The organism is Mycobacterium sp. URHB0044, assembly GCF_000620625.1.
In the GTDB taxonomy this organism is placed as follows: domain Bacteria; phylum Actinomycetota; class Actinomycetes; order Mycobacteriales; family Mycobacteriaceae; genus Mycobacterium.
In genome coordinates this window covers 121,748-138,497 of sequence record NZ_JIAW01000019.1, presented here as the reverse complement: position 1 = coordinate 138,497, position 16,750 = coordinate 121,748, and the positions used below count along the sequence as shown (strand labels likewise).

The window sequence follows — 16,750 nt, the reverse complement described above, 5'->3', positions numbered from 1 at the left end:
GGGGACGGGAAGCTTTGACTCCCGAGACCGTGCGATGTCAGTTGTCGCCGGGAATGGCCGTAGGAGCCGGCGGCGCCTTGACCGGAGGCGTGAACAGGTTGCCGCCGGTGGGGTTGATCGACTTCTCGGTCGGCGACAGCGGTGCGGTCGACGACGGTGTGGTGGTCGTGGTGGTGGTGGTGGTCGTCGATTCGGGAGCTTTTTCCGCGCCGCCACCGCACGCGGCGGTCAGTCCGACCATCGCGACGATTGCAGTACCGCCCACGGCCGCCGCAATGCGACGAGCCAGACGATTTGACCTCATGGTGAGTCCTTTACTATCCCCGAGTAGCGAACACATTGGCCTTCGGCGAATCGCGAGCGATCCCGCACGGTCCGTGATCGGCATCGAGATGCTCTTCCCACGGGCGTACACCGGCCCCATTCCGAAGTGGGTTCCGATGATCAAAACCTTAACGCACTGGTCAAACGGACGCACAATCATTGTCCAGCGGTCTCCCAGGCGCTCTCGACCTCCCAGTGTCGACGCGAGATCCGCTTGACGGTGTCAGTGGGCGAGTGTTTACTCGTCGTATCGAACAAATGTTCGAAATTACTGATGAGTCGGATGGTGTTGGAGGTGCAGCTGTGACAGCGGCTATGAGCCTTGACCAACCCGCTTCGAACCGCGCTGAGCAGGTAGAACACCTGCGCCGCAAGATGGCGATGATGTCCGAGAAGGGCGCCGGATCGGCGGTGTCCTCCCGGCGCGCAGCCATGCCGTCGAACACCCCGCTACCCGCCGCGGAATCTTTGCTGCCGATGCCGGAATCGCTGACGGATCTGCTACCGGCGTCGTTGCCCAAGGGCACGGTGGCGGTGCTTTCGGGTGCCCGGTCACTGTCACTGAGCATGGTGGCGGCTGTCACCGCGGCGGGCGGTCATGCGGCGATCGTGGGCCAACCCGACGTGGGCCTGCTGGCCGCCGTGGAGATGGGCGCCGATCTGAGCAGGCTCGCGGTCATCCCCGACCCCGGTGGTGACCCGGTCGAGGTGGCCGCGGTGCTGATGGACGGTCTGGATCTGGTGGTGCTCGGCCTTGGCGGGCGGTCGGTGCCGCCGACGAGGGCGCGAGCGGTGACGGCAAGAGCCCGGCAAAAGGGATGCACGCTGCTGGTCACCGGTGGTGACTGGCCAGGAGCGTCGGCCCGGCTGGAGGCCACGGTCTCCGGATACGAGGTGACGGGCGCTGGCAGTGGCAGGCCCATCCCGGGGTGTGGGCGGATCAGCCGGGTGCGGCTGGCCACCAAGGCAGGGGGGCGCTTCGTCGGACCCGTTCGCGCCGTGGGCGGGTGACGTGTCAGCCGCCGCCAGGGTGCTGGCCATCTGGTGCATGGACTGGCCAGCGGTGGCTGCTGCGGCAGCCGCCGAGCTGCCTGCGACCGCGCCGGTGGCGGTGACTCTGGCCAACCGCGTGGTGGCCTGTTCGGCGTCGGCTCGCGCGGCGGGTGTGGGGCGAGGCCTGCGCCGCCGAGAAGCCCAGGCCCGTTGTCCGCACCTGCATGTCGTGACCGCCGATGCAGCCCGCGACGCGCGTCACTTCGAAGCCGTGACGGCCGCGGTGGACCAGGTCGTGCCAAGGGCAGAGGTGCTCAGGCCGGGCCTGTTGGTGTTGTCCGTGCGAGGAGCGGCCCGCTACTTCGGATCCGAACAGGCCGCCGCAGAGCGACTCATCGACGCGGTGGCCGCGGCCGGAGCCGAGTGTCAGGTCGGCATCGCCGATCAGTTGTCCACCGCGGTCTTCGCCGCCCGCGCCGGACGCATCGTCGAACCGGGCAAGGACGCGCAATTCTTGTCGGCACTGTCGATCCGGCAGCTGGCCACCGAGCCGAGCCTGTCCGAGCCGGGGCGCGAAGAGCTAGCAGATCTGTTGTGGCGGATGGGCATTCGCAGCGTCGGCCAGTTCGCTGCGTTGTTGCGCACCGACGTGGCGTCCCGGTTCGGCGCAGGCGCGGTCACCGCCCACCGGTTCGCCCGCGGTGAGCCCACCCGCGGTCCGTCGGGCAGGGAACCGCCTGCGGATCTCGGTGTCGTGGTGAACTGCGACCCGCCGGTGGACCGGGTGGACGCCGCCGCCTTCGCAGGCCGGTCGCTGGCCGGCGAACTGCATCGCAGGCTGGAAGGGGCCGGGGTTGGGTGCACCCGGCTGGCCATTCACGCCGTCACCGCCAATGGTGAAGAATTGCAACGCGTCTGGCGGTGCGCCGAGCCGCTCAGCGAGGACGCGACGGCAGATCGGGTGCGCTGGCAACTCGACGGCTGGCTGAACCGTCGTAACAGGGATGACCGGCCCACCGCGCCGATCACGGTGCTGAGGCTGGATCCGGTGGAGGTGGTCTCGGCCGCCGCGCTGCAGCTGCCGCTGTGGGGTTCCTCCGGCGACGACGACCGGCTGCGTGCCCGGCGGGCGCTGGTGCGCGTGCAGGGGCTGCTGGGGCAGGAGGCGGTGCAGGTGCCGGTGCTCAGCGGCGGTCGCGGTCCGGCCGAACGGATCACCTTCACTCCCTTGGGTGACGAAACGGTGCCACGGGCCGATCCGGGACAACCCTGGCCGGGACAACTGCCCGAACCGTCGCCGACGGTGCTGCTCGACGATCCCGTCGAGTTGTTCGACACGGACGGCAACCCCGTCCGGGTGACGGGGCGTGGGCTCTTCTCCGCCGCCCCGGCGCGGCTGGTGGCCCCGACCGGTACCGATTCCCGAATCGCTGCGCTCCTGCCCGCCGGGGCACGGGTGGGCAGGTTGAGTTGGTGGGCCGGGCCGTGGCCGGTCGACGAAAGATGGTGGGACTCCGGACAGGCCAGGTCCGGTCGCACGGCCCGGGTACAGGTGCTGCTCGACGGCGACGGTGACGACGTCGGACGCGCGATGCTGCTGTGTTACCGGCAGAGGAGGTGGTACCTGGAGGGAATGTACGAGTAGTTCCTCACTTGGTTGTGCACAACTGAATTGTGGGCTACAGTTTCGTCATGGCCACTCAGGGCATCGATCGGCAGCTCTGCTTCGCGCTGTATTCCGCGTCGCGGGCGATGACTGCCGCATACCGACCGATCCTGACGGAGCTGAACCTCACCTACCCCCAGTACCTGGTGCTCTTGGCGCTCTGGGAAGAAGGGCGGGTAACCGTCGGGCGACTCTGCGAACGCCTGCAACTCGACTCGGGCACCCTCTCGCCGCTCCTGAAGCGGTTGGAGGCCAACGGATTCGTACGGCGCGAACGTTCGGCGACCGACGAACGCGTCGTCGAAGTGGCCTTGACGCCTGCCGGCCGCCGCCTCGAACGTCGCGCCGAGTGCATCCCCGAAAAGCTGTCCACGTCGACCGGCATGACCGAGCGCGAGATCTCGGACCTGCGGGACGCCGTCCATCACCTGACCGATGCACTCAACGCATCCAACCGAAGGGAAATCGCATGAAGACGCTCTACACCGCCGAGGCCCTGACCACCGGCGACGGACGCGACGGGCACGCCCGCAGCGCGGACGGCAGGCTGGACCTCGAGCTGGCCATTCCGAAGGAGATGGGTGGCAGCGGCGACGGCACCAACCCCGAGCAACTGTTCGCCATCGGCTACGCGGCGTGCTTCCATTCGGCGTTGCGGCTCGTCGGCCGCCAGGAGAAGGCCGACATTTCGGATTCCGCGGTGGGAGCACGGGTTTCGCTCGGGCAGACCGACGGCGGCGGCTTCGGGTTGGCCGTCGAACTCGAAATCACGCTGCCGAACCTCGACCACGAGACCGCGGTGGCGCTCACCGAGAAGGCGCACCAGGTGTGCCCCTACTCCAACGCCACGCGCGGGAACATCGAGGTCAACCTCGTCGTCACCGACGACTGATACTCACAGACGACTGATACTCCTCGAAACTGCTGGGAGATCGCGATTTCGGCGAAATCCGCGATCTCCCAGCAGTCTCGGCGCGGGTATCAGGCCAGCCCGGCCGCGAACGGGCCGACGCGCGCGATGAACCGGTCGAAGAATGCGTCGGGGTCGACCTCGACGCCGATGTGCGCGTTGGGATATCTACCCCAATGTCCGTTCCAGTCGGCCACGGTCATGCCGCGGGTCAGGGTGCCTGCCAACTCGACGTCGACGGTCGCCTGCCGGTAGCGCACCAGATCGGGATCCAGCGCCACGGCAGCGGCGAGCGGATCGTGTAGGTGCGCCAGGTATCCCTCGCCCTGGTCGAAGTGGAACTCGAAGTAGAACCTCATCGCGTCTTCGAGGACCCGGATCAGCGGGTTGGACGCCGCCGAGCGGGTGCCGCGATCGTCGAGCACGCTCATCGGGGTGGTGGCCGAGTCCGCCGCGGCCGCGAGCCGGCCGAGGATCGACGGTGTCATCGCGATGTTCTCGGTGACGTTGAGCCCCAACACGATCGGCAGATGCGTCGGCATGTCGAGCCCCCACGCCGCACTCCACACCGTGAACACCTCGGACGCCGACTCCGGGTCGACGCTGATGTTCCACTCGGCCACCGGCGTCGTGTTGCCGCGGTAGTCGAACGCCCCGCCCATGATGACCAGTCGCCGCAACAACCTCGGCAAAGCGGGCTCCAGCCGCATCGCCAGCGCGAGGTTGGTCAATGGCCCCGTGACCAAGCCGATCAGCTCGCCGGGATGGTCGTGGGCCGCGTGCACCCAGGCCTGCGCGGTGTCGTATTCGGTGAGCTGCCCCTCGCCCACCGGCAGCTGGGCATAGCCGAGCCCTTCTGGGCCGTGGGTGTCCTCGGCGGTGCGTAGCGGCGTGATCAGGGGCTGGTCGGCGCCCTTGGACACCGGGATACCGGTGGCATGGCACAGCTCGAGCAACCCCAAATTGTTGGTGCAGACCTGATCGACGGGCACGTTGCCCGCAGTGGAGCCGATGCCGACCAATTGGGCGTCGTCGCTGGCCAGCAGGTAGGCCAGCGCCATGGCGTCGTCCACGCCCGTGTCGACGTCGGCGAAGACCGGCAGCCGTGTCGACCGGCCATCACTCGGCAAGACGACCCCTGTCACCTCGCCAACGATAGGGCCGGCCACCTACCAGTGCACCCCGGGCACCATGCGCACCGCTTGTTTGACGGGGCGCGGCACCCGCATCTTGGCGACGGCATGGTGCGCGGGTCGCCTTGGCCTGCGGGCCGGGCGTTCCGACGTGGTGGTCTGCTGGCCGGCCGGTGCGACGCCTCTGGCCGCCGCCGAGTCCGGATATCCGAGGTACACCTGGTGCAGCACGCGACGGGACAACTTCGGCGTGAAGTAGGTGCCCAGGTCGGCCAGCGTGCCGACCGGGGTGTCGATGCGTGCGGGCTTGTCCACCAGGCCGCGCACCACCATGGCCGCCGCGTGCTCGGGCGTGATGGGCGGCATGGGGTTGAGCCGGCGCGACGGTGCGATCATCGGGGTCTTGACCAACGGCATGTGGATGCTGGTGAACGTGATGTGATCCGAAAGGGTCTCGGTGCCAACCACTTCGGCGAACGCGTCCAGGGCTGCCTTGCTCGGGATGTAGGCGCTGTACTTCGGGCTGCTGGCCTGAACGCCCGCGCTGGAGACGTTCACCACGTGCCCGAACCGACGCTCCCGCCAATGCGGCAACAACGCGAGCACCATCCGCACCGAACCGAAGTAGTTGACCGCCATCACGCGTTCGTAGTCGTGCAATCGGTCGGTGGACGCCGAGACCGACCGGCGGATGGACCGGCCCGCGTTGTTCACCAGGTAGTCGACGTGCCCGAACCCGCCGAGGATGTCCTTGACGGTGTGCTCCACCGAGTCCGAATCGGTGACGTCACACGTGAATGCGTATGCCTCGCCGCCGAATCCGCGGATCTCGGCCACCAGGTCGTCGAGCGCATCGGCACTTCGGGCCAGCGCGAACACCGTTGCCCCGCGCTCGGCGACCGCAACCGCCGATGCGCGCCCGATGCCACTGGACGCCCCGGTGATGACGACGTGCTTGCCGACCAGCGGACCAGTCGGGTCGTCGCGCCGCGCGCGGTCCGGGTCGAGGTGTTCTGCCCAGTACCGCCATAGCCTTGGGGCGTAGTCGCGGAACGGGGGAACCTCGATTCCCTTGCCGCGCAATGCCTCCGCGGTGTTGTCGGAAGTGAACGTCGGGGCGAGGTCGACGACGTCGAGGATTTCGGCAGGAATGCCGAGCTGGATCGCCGCCATGTTGCGCACGATCTTCGCCCGCCCCGACACCTTCAGGAACGGGGTCGCGACGGAACCCGGCAGCGAGCCGCGCAGCGGCGGCAGGCCGGCTTCGGCGGCTACACCGCGGTAGATGCCGCGCAGGCCCGTGGTCTTCGGCGCGGTCAGGTGGAACGTCTTGCCGTCCCATCCGTCGACGTGCACGAGCTCGACGAGGGCGTCGACCACGAAGTCGACCGGCACGATGTTGGTGCGGCCGGTGTCGGGCAACACGATCGGGGTGAACTTCGGCAGTCGCGACAGTTTCGCCAGCAGGCCGAAGAAGTAGTAGGGACCGTCGATCTTGTCCATCGCGCCGGTGCGCGAGTCGCCGACGACCACGGCCGGCCGGTAGACGCGGTAGCGCAGGCCGGGGGCGGACCGCACCAGCAGCTCGGCCTCGAACTTGGTCTGGTGATACGGGGTCGGAAGATCCTGGGCGACGTCGAAGTCCTCCTCGGTGTATTCGCCGGGGAAGTTGCCGGCCACCGCGATCGACGACACGTGGTGCAGTGTCGCATCGAGCCGAACCGCAAGGTCGATCACCGCTCGGGTGCCCTCGACGTTCGCGGCGCGCTGGGTGTCCTCGTCGACCGTGACGTCGTAGATCGCCGCGCAGTGCACGACGTGGTCGACGTCGCCGAGCTCGGCGCATGCCTCGTCGGTGAGCCCGAGGCCCTCCGCCGTCAGGTCGCCGACGAGCGGTTTCACCCGCTCACCCCACTCGCCGGCGAGGCGTTCGAAGCGCGCCAGGGACTCGCGGCGCACCAGCACCCACACCTGCGCCGGCTCGTCGTGAGCGCCCTCCCGGGACAGGATCCGGGATACGACGCGCCGCCCAATGAACCCGGTACCGCCGGTAACGACATAACGCATGCGAGCCATGGTCACCCCTGGCCAGGCAAAGGTCAACACGCTGTGACCGGATCGAGGGGACGGGTCCCGTGCCCACCGCCGACGGCGGCTATCGTCCGTGACAGTCAGCTGCACATCCGACGGAGAGACCAATGCCGATCAATCCCAACGCCATCGGTGCCAAGACCGCACCACAGCCCTTCGAGTGGACCGACCGCGAAACCCTGTTGTATGCGCTGGGTGTCGGTGCGGGAACCGCGGATCTGGCGTTCACCACCGAGAACAGCCACGACATCGAGCAGCAGGTGCTGCCTACCTACGCGGTCATCGCCTGCCCGGCGTGGGGTGCGGTCGGCGAGGTCGGCACCTTCAATTTCGGCATGCTGCTGCACGGCAGCCAGCAGATCCGCCTGCACCGGCCGCTGGCGCCGGCGGGCAAGCTCAACGTGCACTCCGAGGTCGTCGACATCCAGGACAAGGGCGAGGGCAAGAACGCCATCCTGGTGTTCAAGGGCGTCGGCACCGACCCGGATACCGGCGAGGTGGTCGCCGAGACGGTGTCCACCGCGGTCATCCGCGGAGAGGGTGGCTTCGGTGGGCAGCCGGGTGAGCGGCCTGCCGCGCCGGAGTTCCCCGACCGCGAGCCCGACGCGAAGATGGCGCTGCCCACCACAGAGGATCAGCCGCTGATCTACCGGCTTTCCGGTGATCGCAATCCACTGCACAGCGACCCGTGGTTCGCGCAGAACCTCGCCGGCTTCCCCAAGCCGATCCTGCACGGGTTGTGCACCTATGGTGTCGCCGGTCGCGTGCTGGTGGCCGAACTCGGCGGCGGCGATGCGACGAAGATCAGGGCCGTCGGAGCACGATTCACCTCGCCGGTGTTTCCCGGCGAGACGCTGACGACGTCGGTCTGGAAGACCGAACCGGGCCGCGCGGTGTTCCGCACCGAGGCAGCAGCACCCGACGGGTCGGATGCCCGGCTGGTGCTCGACGACGGCACCGCGGAGTACGACGCCTGACGCTGCGAACGCGTCACAGCCCGCTGGGAAAGGTCTCCGGCGCGTCGTCATCGGACAGCCAGCCAGCCGGCACGTCCAGCGGCTCCAGCGCGGTGGTCTCGTCGATGTGGATCATCGCGTCGAACTGGTCGGCGGGCCGGACGTCGAAGTAGTGGCTCTGGCGCTCCGTGGCCGGCGAGTAGATCACCCCGATGGCGCGATTCAGCCGGACGTCGGCCAAGGGGTCGGCCACGACTCGGCCGTCGTCGCGCATGACCACGGCGAACTCGGGGCGGCCCACGTCGTGGAAGAGTTCTTCGACGCTACCCGGCAGGCCGGGTCGGACCCGTTTGCGCTCGGCGGCCCCGCCCCAGCGGCTGGCCGCGGTCACGGTGCCGGTGTAGGTGCTGAATCCGATGAGCCGGGTCTCGCCGCCGAAGCGTTCCCTGGCCAACTGTCCCAGCGTGAGTTGACCGTCGTCGGCCATCTCGGTGGCACGGGCGTCACCGACGTGAGAGTTGTGTGCCCACACGACGATTCGCGCTCCGCCCAGATGGTTGCGTAGCGCGCCGAGGGTGTCGGCCATGTGGTGGTCGCGCAGATTCCACGTGTTGATCCGCCGCGAGAACATTGCGCGGTAGTAGACCTCGGCGTTGCGCACCACGAGTGCGTTCTGCTCGGCGTAGAAGGCCTCGTCCTCGGCGAGCAGGCCGTCTCGGGCGGCGGTGCGCTGCATCTCGACCAACTGCTCGACGGCGTTCTCCTCGCAGGAACGGCCTGCGCCGAACGCCGCCGCGCGCCCGTAGTCCTGCCCGTCGTCGTCGGCAGCGGCGTGGTCGAAGCACGCGTACCGGGTGCGGGCGCGGGCCGCTGCCTCCGGATCCACCGTCTCGAGGTAGCCGATCACTGCCTTCATCGAGCGGTGCAGGCTGTACATGTCGAGCCCGTAGAACCCGACGCGCTGCTCGTCGGTCATGGTGGCGTTGCGCTGCCGCAGCCAGTCGACGAAGTCGCGGACCGCGGCGTTGCGCCACATCCAGGTGGGGAAGCGTTCGAAGCAGGCGAGCGCCTGCTCGGCGGTGTCGTCGGTTCCTGCGCCACGGACGAACCGGTTCACCTGGTAGGCGTCGGGCCAGTCCGCCTCGACGGCCACGCCGAGGAAGCCCTTCGCGTCGATGAGCCACTTCGTGATCTCGGCGCGCGCCCGGTAGAACTCGTCGGTGCCGTGCGAGCTCTCACCGATCAGCACCACGCGGGCGTCGCCGAGCAGTCGCTCCAGCACGTCGACGCCGGGCACACCGGCGGGGGCGTCGACGGCCACCTGGCGCACCCGGTCCGCGGGATCGCCGTCCGCCGCCGCGGTGGGTGTGGCGAGTAACTCGCGGACTTCGTCGTCGGTGGTTTGACCGAAGTCCTGGTAGGACTCGCCGACGGCGAAGAAGGGCTCGGGTGTGCTCGCACAGATGAGATCGTCTGCCAGCTCGGCGAATTCGCGGTAGCTCGAGGTTGGTGCCGCAGGTACCGCGATCACGATCGCCCCGGGGTCGCGGTCGCGCAGCGCCTGCACCGCCGCCCGCATGCTCGCACCGGTCGCGAGGCCGTCGTCGACGACGAGCACCGTCTTACCCGTCACGTCGACGGGTGGTCGACCGTCGCGATACGCGGATTCTCGGCGCGCCAGTTCCCGGCCCTCGCGCTCGGCGACGCCCTGCAGCTGCTCCCGGGTGATCCGCAGGCTGCGCAGCACGTTCTCGTTGACGACCATGTGGCCGCCGGAGGCCAACGCTCCCGCGGCGTACTCCTCGTGTCCCGGCACCCCGAGCTTGCGGACGACGAATGCGTCAAGCGGTGCGCCGAGCGCGGCGGCGACCTCCCAGGCCACGGGTATGCCGCCCCGGGGCAGGCCCAGCACCACCACGTTGGGGTCGGCCCGGTAGGCATCGAGAAGACCCGCAAGCACGCGGCCTGCCTCGCGCCGATCGCGGAACATCCGCCTCGCCGTGGATGGCTTGGCCTTCCTCATGTACAGCGGGTACCCGACGGCTGCGGAGTCAGTCGATGCCCGCCCCGGAATTTCGGGCTAGCGCACGGCGCGTGCCAAGGCTGCCAGTGACTCCTCGATGTAGTCGGGTCCGAACACCGGCACGCCGACCTGGTCGCGGAACGCCTGCGACGACCCGCTCCAGTCGTAGGTGAGCGTGACGTCGGTGCCGTCACCGTTGGGCGCCAGGTCATAGCGCCACCGCCACCCGCCGGGGCTGTGTTGGCCCGACTCGTCCAGCTGCCCAGGCAGCCACTCGATGCTCCGGTCTTGATCGAAGTCGGTCACCACGTTGTGCATGACGTAGTGGCCGCCTGCGGCTTCGAGATACATGTTGACCGCGAACATCTGGCCCGTCCCCGTAATTGGCGTGCCGGTTATGGCGTCGCGTACCCAGTCACCCGGTTCGGTGTCCTGGTGACGAGTCGGGTTGGTGAGGATGGCGAAGATCTTCGCCGGGGCGGCGGCGATGCTGCGGGTGACGACGTAACGCTCGGCGGTGGTCGTGGTCATCGCGTGCCCCCGTTCGGGCCGTAGAGCCGCGCGATGTCGGGGGAGTCGAGCCAGCCCGAATACGCCGGAGACTTCGGCCAGCCCTCGGGGGAGTCCTGCCATTCCTCCTGGCGTCCCCACGGGAGCGCGTCGATCAGCGAGAAGGTGAGCGTGAGCTGCTCGACGCCGCGGCCGTTGGTGTGCCAGGTGCGGTACACGGTGTTGCCATCCCGCAGGAACACGTTGATGCCGAAACCACCGTTGGGTGGCGCGTCGACGTCGGCGCCGAAGCTGCTCTCCGACGACGAGTACCAGTCCATCTTGTTGCCGACCTTGGCCTTGTAGGCCAGGGCCTCGTCGATCGGCCCGTTCGTGACGATGACGAACCGGGCGTCGTAGGGCTCCAGGAAGCCGAGCCGGGTGAACTGTGAGGTGAAGCTGGTGCAGCCCCCGCACTGCCATTCCGCTCCGGGATCCCACATGTGGTTGTAGACGATGAGCTGGGAGCGGCCGTCGAACACGTCGGCCAGGCGGATGGGCCCGTCCTCGCCGATCAACGTGTAGTCCGGCATCTCGACCATCGGGAGCCGGCGGCGCTGGGCGGCGATGGCGTCGAGCTCACGGGTGGCGGCCTTCTCGCGGCGGCGAAGGTCGTCGAGCGCAGCGCGCCAGGTGTCCTGATCGACCACCGCCGGCTTGGCGGTGGCGGTCGTCGTATCGGGTCGGGTCATGGTTGCCTTCCTCCGGGTGTCTTTCGCTCTTTCTGATTGGACTAGACCTGAGAGCCGAAGTCATCGGAAATGGCTCATCGAACATTTGTTCGATAGACTGTGGGGGTGGGCTGGCACAACGGACCGCCGAGTTGGACCGAGATGGAGCGTGTCCTCTCAGGCCGGTTGCCTCGGCCCGCCGAGGGTGGCAAGCCGCGCCGCGCCGGGTCGTCGCTGGCCGAGCCGACCGGTGATGGTGGCGACAGCCCGGCCTGGTCGCGCAAGCGGGGGAGCTACGAGCCACCGGACCGGTCCGCAGGGCGCGGTTCGTCGGTCCCGTACGCCGAACTGCACGCCCATTCGGCGTACAGCTTCCTCGACGGGGCCAGCACGCCGGAGGAGTTGGTGGAGGAGGCCGCCCGGCTGGACCTGCGTGCCATCGCGCTGACCGACCACGACGGTCTGTACGGAGTGGTGCGGTTCGCCGAGGCCGCCAAGGAGCTGGACGTCGCCACTGTGTTCGGCGCGGAGCTGTCGCTGGGAAACGTCGCCCGCACCGAGGAACCCGATCCACCGGGCCCGCACCTGTTGGTGCTGGCGCGCGGACCGGAGGGGTATCGACGGTTGTCGCGGCAGCTGGCCCGTGCGCATCTGGCCGGCGGGGAGAAGGGCAAGCCCCGCTACGACTTCGACGAACTGACCGAGGCCGCGGGTGGGCACTGGCACATCCTCACCGGTTGCCGCAAGGGCCATGTGCGCCAAGCCTTCTCGACCGGCGGTCCCGATGCGGCGGAGGCCGCACTTGCCGATCTGGTGGACCGGTTCGGCGCCGACCGGGTCAGCATCGAGCTGACCCGGCACGGTCATCCGCTCGACGACGAACGCAACGATGCGCTGGCGGCGCTGGCGCCGCGCTTCGGCGTGGGCGTCGTGGCCAGCACCGCAGCGCACTTCGCGGAACCGAGCCGCGGTCGGCTGGCGATGGCGATGGGCGCCATCCGGGCGCGCAACTCGATGGACGACGCGGCAGGCTGGCTGGCCCCGCTGGGCGGCTCGCACCTGCGGTCGGGAGAGGAGATGGCGCAGCTGTTCGCGCACCGCCCGGAGGTGGTGACCGCCGCGGCCGACCTCGGCGAGCAGTGCGCCTTCGGGCTGGCGCTCATCGCGCCGCAGTTGCCGCCGTTCGACGTTCCCGAGGGGCACACCGAGGGCAGCTGGCTTCGACACCTGGTGATGACGGGAGCGCTGCACCGGTACGGGCCTCCGGAGCGGGCGCCGCGCGCCTACCAACAGATCGAGCACGAGCTGAAGGTCATCTCCCAGTTGAACTTTCCCGGCTACTTCCTGGTGGTCCACGACATCACCCGGTTCTGTCGGGAGAACGGCATCCTGGCCCAGGGCAGGGGATCGGCGGCCAACTCGGCTGTCTGCTACGCGTTGGGTGTCACCCACGTCGACCCGGTCGCCAACGAATTGCTGTTCGAACGGTTCCTGTCGCCGGCGCGTGACGGGCCACCCGACATCGACATCGACATCGAATCGGACTTGCGCGAGAAGGCAATTCAGTACGTCTACGACCGGTACGGGCGTGACTACGCCGCGCAGGTGGCCAACGTCATCACCTACCGGGGCCGCAGCGCGGTACGCGACATGGCCCGCGCGCTCGGTTTCTCGCAGGGTCAGCAGGACGCTTGGAGCAAGCAGATCAGCCGGTGGAACGGGCTGGCGGAATCGCCCGACGTCGAGGACATTCCGGAGCCGGTGATCGACCTCGCCATGCAGATTCACAACCTGCCGCGACACATGGGCATCCACTCCGGCGGCATGGTGATCTGCGATCGGCCCATCGCCGACGTGTGCCCCGTCGAGTGGGCGCGCATGGAGAACCGCAGCGTGTTGCAGTGGGACAAGGATGATTGCGCTGCAATCGGATTGGTGAAGTTCGACATGCTCGGGCTTGGCATGCTCTCGGCGCTGCACTATGCCATCGACCTGATCGCCGAACACAAGGGCATCGAGGTCGATCTGGCTAAGCTGGATCTCTCCGAGGCGGCCGTGTACGAGATGCTGCAGCGTGCCGACTCGGTCGGGGTGTTCCAGGTGGAGTCGCGCGCGCAGATGGCGACGCTGCCCCGGCTCAAGCCGCGGGTGTTCTACGACCTGGTGGTCGAGGTCGCGTTGATCCGGCCTGGGCCGATCCAGGGAAACTCGGTGCACCCCTACATCAACCGGCGCAACGGCATCGAGCCGGTGACGTACGACCACCCGTCGATGGAGCAGGCGTTGCGGAAGACGTTGGGGGTACCGCTGTTTCAGGAGCAGTTGATGCAGTTGGCGGTGGATTGCGCGGGCTTCACCGCCGCCGAGGCCGACCAGTTGCGTCGCGCCATGGGCTCCAAGCGGTCCACCGAGAAGATGCGACGGCTGCGGGACCGGTTCTACGACGGCATGCGCAACCGGCACGGCATCACGGGAGAGGTGGCCGACCGGATCTACGACAAGCTGGAGGCCTTCGCCAACTTCGGCTTCCCGGAAAGCCATTCGTTGTCCTTCGCCTCCCTGGTGTTCTACTCGTCGTGGTTCAAGCTGCACCATCCCGCGGTGTTCTGCGCGGCGTTGTTGCGCGCACAGCCGATGGGTTTCTACTCGCCGCAGTCCCTGGTGGCCGATGCCCGCAGGCACGGCGTGGTGGTGCACGGGCCGGACGTGAACGCCAGCCTGGCGCACGCCACGCTGGAGAACGCCGGGTTGGAGGTGCGGCTAGGCCTCGGCGCCGTCCGGCACATCGGCACCGAACTGGCCGAGCGTCTCGTCGACGAGCGAAAGGCCAACGGGCCGTACGCATCTCTGCTCGACCTGACCGGCCGGGTTCAGCTCTCGGTGCCGCAGACCGAGGCGCTGGCCACCGCGGGGGCGCTCGGCTGCTTCGGCATCGACAGGCGTGAGGCGCTGTGGGCTGCCGGTGCCGCCGCCACCGCCCGGCCGGATCGGCTGCCGGGCGTGGGGTCGTCCTCACACATCCCCGCATTGCCCGGCATGACGCATCTGGAGTTGGCGGCAGCCGACGTGTGGGCCACCGGCGTCTCACCGGACAGCCACCCCATCCAGTTCCTGCGGGAGCGTCTGGACGAGCTCGGCGTCGTGCCCGCGGACCGGATGCTGTCGGTACCGGACGGCACCCGGATTCTGATCGCCGGTGCGGTGACGCACCGGCAGCGGCCCGCGACGGCCCAGGGCGTGACGTTCCTGAACCTGGAGGACGAGACCGGAATGGTCAATGTGCTGTGTTCACCGGGTGTTTGGGGCAAGCATCGCAAGCTGGCGCAAACGGCGTCTGGCTTGGTGGTGCGCGGCATCGTGCAGAACGCCAGCGGCGCGGTCACTGTCGTCGCCGACCGGTTGAGCAAGCTCGACATGCGGGTGATGTCCAAGTCGAGGGACTTCCGGTAGTGCTCGGCGCCGTGTCCCCATCATGCCTAGCGCGAGGCCATCGTTAACGCCACGTCGACGATCATGTCTTCCTGGCCGCCGATCAGGCCTCGTTTGCCGACCTCGACCAGCAGATCACGCATGTCGACCTCGTAGTCGCGCGACGCCTTCTCGGCGTGCCTGAGGAAACTCGAGTACACGCCCGCATAGCCGAGGGTGAGCGTGTCACGGTCGACTCGGATGGGCCGGTCCTGAAGAGGACGGACGAGATCATCGGCGGCATCCTCGAGTGCGAACAAGTCGCAGTTATGTTGCCAACCCAGCAGGTTCGCCACTGCGATGAACGGCTCGATGGGACAGTTGCCCGCGCCGGCACCGTGTCCGGCCAGCGATGCGTCGACCCGGTACACCCCTTCTTCAACGGCCACCACCGAATTGGCGACCGACAACGAGAGGTTCTCATGGGCGTGGATACCGATCTCGGTCTCCGGTTCGAGCACCGCGCGATAGGCGCGAACGCGGTCCCGCACCCCGTCCATTGTGAGCCGGCCCGCCGAGTCGGTGACGTACACGCAATGCGCACCAGCGTCTTCCATCACTTTGGCGTTCTTGGCCAGCTCATCCGGCGGCAGGTAATGCGACATCATCAGGAAGCCGGACACATCCATCCCGAGCTCACGCGCGCGTTCGATGTGCTGAGGAGCGACGTCGGCCTCCGTGCAGTGCGTCGCCACGCGCACCGACCGCGCGCCGAGATCGTAGGCGCGCTCGAGATCCCTGATGGTGCCGATGCCGGGGATCAGCAACGTGGTCAGGCGTGCGTTGGTGACCACGGCGGCGACTTCGGCGATCCACTCGTCATCGGTGTGGCTCGCCGGCCCGTAGGTCAGCGTGGACGCCGCCAATCCGTCCCCGTGCGACACCTCGATACCGTCCACGCCTGCTGCATCGAGGGCTGCCGCGATCTTCACCAGCGGCGCGATACCGATCCGGTGCCGGATGGCGTGCATGCCGTCTCGCAGCGTCACGTCCTGAACGAAGACCTTGGTTGTCATTACGCGACTCCGCTCAGCTTGTCGGTCTCTTGCGAGAGACGGTTGGCGACCTCGAGAGCCGCTGAGGTCATGATGTCGAGGTTTCCGGCGTACGCGGGCAGATAGTGCGCGGCACCTTCCACCTCGAGGAACACCGACACCTTCCACCGGTCGCAGGGCTGCGCATCGAAGAGGGTCCGAAGCGGTTCGTCATCGGGTATCGGCGTGATCTGAACGTTCTGCTTCAGCCGGTAGCCGGGCACATACTGGGCGACCCGCTCCACCATCTCGAGAACCGAGGCAGTGATCTGCTCCGGTCTGTACTCCTCGATGATGGCGGTCACGGTGTCCCGCATCAGCATCGGCGGTTCGGCGGGGTTGAGGATGATCACGGCTTTGCCGCGCCGCGCCCCACCCACTTGCTCGATCGCCTTCGACGTCGTCTCGGTGAACTCGTCGACGTTGGCGCGTGTGCCGGGACCGGCGGATCGCGATGCGATCGAGGCGACGATCTCCGCATATGGCACAGGGGAGATCCGTGAAATGGCGTGGACGATCGGGATCGTCGCCTGGCCACCGCACGTCACCATGTTGAGGTTCTTCTCCTCGAGATGCGCTTCGAGGTTCACCACCGGGACGACGTACGGGCCGATGGCCGCAGGCGTTAGATCGAGCAATTGCTTGCCGTAGGGCGCCAGCGCCTCGGCGTTGGCAACGTGCGCCTTCGCCGACGTCGCGTCCAGGACGATGTCGACGTCACCGAACTCCGGCATCGCGATCAGCCCGGCGACGCCCTTGTCGGTGGTGGCGACACCCAATCTGCGGGCGCGAGCCAGACCATCGGAGTCCGGGTCGATGCCGACCATCGCCACCGGCTCCAGGTTCTGGTATCCCCTCAGACACTTGATCAACAGGTCCGTGCCGATGTTGCCCGAGCCGATGATCGCCATCTTCGTAGTCATTGCCTGAAC

Annotated in this window: 14 protein-coding genes; 6 read left to right on the top strand and 8 right to left on the bottom strand. The window is 68.1% G+C overall.

The features are described 5' to 3' along the window. Window positions 1–37 precede the first annotated feature (37 nt). On the bottom strand, window positions 38–304 hold the full coding sequence (locus N536_RS0128525) for a hypothetical protein (protein WP_029116732.1): 267 nt from the start codon (window positions 302–304) through the stop codon (window positions 38–40). A gap of 323 nt (window positions 305–627) precedes the next feature. On the opposite strand from N536_RS0128525, the gene N536_RS0128520 reads away from it, so the two are divergent. The 4 genes from N536_RS0128520 to N536_RS0128505 are packed head-to-tail and all read left to right on the top strand — an operon-like array spanning window position 628 to window position 3,875. After that, on the top strand, window positions 628–1,335 hold the full coding sequence (locus N536_RS0128520) for a hypothetical protein (protein ID WP_029116731.1): 708 nt from the start codon (window positions 628–630) through the stop codon (window positions 1,333–1,335). 1 nt (window position 1,336) lies between these two features. Further along, entirely contained in the window at window positions 1,337–2,962 is a 1,626-nt protein-coding gene (locus N536_RS0128515; RefSeq protein ID WP_029116730.1) for a DNA polymerase Y family protein, read from the top strand. Between the two features lie 47 nt (window positions 2,963–3,009). Beyond that, on the top strand, window positions 3,010–3,456 hold the full coding sequence (locus tag N536_RS0128510; RefSeq protein ID WP_029116729.1) for a MarR family winged helix-turn-helix transcriptional regulator: 447 nt from the start codon (window positions 3,010–3,012) through the stop codon (window positions 3,454–3,456). Continuing rightward, window positions 3,453–3,875 (top strand): organic hydroperoxide resistance protein, encoded by a 423-nt coding sequence (locus N536_RS0128505; protein WP_029116728.1) that lies wholly within the window; start codon window positions 3,453–3,455, stop codon window positions 3,873–3,875. Before N536_RS0128510 ends, N536_RS0128505 begins: the two co-directional genes overlap by 4 nt. Window positions 3,876–3,964: 89 nt before the next feature. Here the strand turns inward: N536_RS0128505 and N536_RS0128500 are convergent, their stop codons facing one another. Continuing rightward, window positions 3,965–4,996: a nucleoside hydrolase gene (locus N536_RS0128500; protein ID WP_029116727.1), complete on the bottom strand. Its 1,032-nt coding sequence runs from the start codon at window positions 4,994–4,996 to the stop codon at window positions 3,965–3,967. Between the two features lie 66 nt (window positions 4,997–5,062). Continuing rightward, window positions 5,063–7,093 (bottom strand): SDR family oxidoreductase, encoded by a 2,031-nt coding sequence (locus tag N536_RS0128495; protein ID WP_029116726.1) that lies wholly within the window; start codon window positions 7,091–7,093, stop codon window positions 5,063–5,065. A gap of 131 nt (window positions 7,094–7,224) precedes the next feature. Here N536_RS0128495 and N536_RS0128490 point away from each other — a divergent pair, with 131 nt between their 5' ends. Further along, window positions 7,225–8,094, top strand: coding sequence for a MaoC family dehydratase (locus N536_RS0128490; protein WP_029116725.1), 870 nt, complete (start codon window positions 7,225–7,227; stop codon window positions 8,092–8,094). 13 nt (window positions 8,095–8,107) lie between these two features. Here the strand turns inward: N536_RS0128490 and N536_RS0128485 are convergent, their stop codons facing one another. From N536_RS0128485 to N536_RS0128475, 3 genes are read right to left on the bottom strand one after another with little or no spacing between them, the layout of a single operon-like run. Further along, window positions 8,108–10,096, bottom strand: coding sequence for an erythromycin esterase family protein (locus tag N536_RS0128485; RefSeq protein WP_029116724.1), 1,989 nt, complete (start codon window positions 10,094–10,096; stop codon window positions 8,108–8,110). Window positions 10,097–10,153: 57 nt separating this feature from the next. Next, a complete protein-coding gene (locus tag N536_RS0128480; RefSeq protein WP_029116723.1) occupies window positions 10,154–10,627 on the bottom strand; it encodes an SRPBCC family protein in 474 nt (157 codons plus the stop codon). Further along, complete coding sequence (locus N536_RS0128475) at window positions 10,624–11,337, bottom strand: DUF899 family protein (RefSeq protein ID WP_029116722.1); 714 nt, start codon at window positions 11,335–11,337, stop codon at window positions 10,624–10,626. The genes N536_RS0128480 and N536_RS0128475 overlap by 4 nt, the downstream gene beginning before the upstream one ends. Window positions 11,338–11,442: 105 nt before the next feature. Here N536_RS0128475 and N536_RS0128470 point away from each other — a divergent pair, with 105 nt between their 5' ends. Continuing rightward, entirely contained in the window at window positions 11,443–14,766 is a 3,324-nt protein-coding gene (locus tag N536_RS0128470; RefSeq protein WP_029116721.1) for an error-prone DNA polymerase, read from the top strand. A 26-nt stretch (window positions 14,767–14,792) separates the two neighbouring features. Here the strand turns inward: N536_RS0128470 and dmpG are convergent, their stop codons facing one another. Both dmpG and N536_RS0128460 read right to left on the bottom strand, forming a co-directional pair. Next, on the bottom strand, window positions 14,793–15,800 hold the full coding sequence (gene dmpG, locus N536_RS0128465; RefSeq protein ID WP_029116720.1) for a 4-hydroxy-2-oxovalerate aldolase: 1,008 nt from the start codon (window positions 15,798–15,800) through the stop codon (window positions 14,793–14,795). Then, window positions 15,800–16,741 carry an acetaldehyde dehydrogenase (acetylating) gene (locus N536_RS0128460; protein WP_029116719.1) on the bottom strand — a complete coding sequence of 314 codons (942 nt, stop codon included), beginning with the start codon at window positions 16,739–16,741 and terminating at the stop codon, window positions 15,800–15,802. The genes dmpG and N536_RS0128460 overlap by 1 nt, the downstream gene beginning before the upstream one ends. Window positions 16,742–16,750 lie beyond the last annotated feature (9 nt).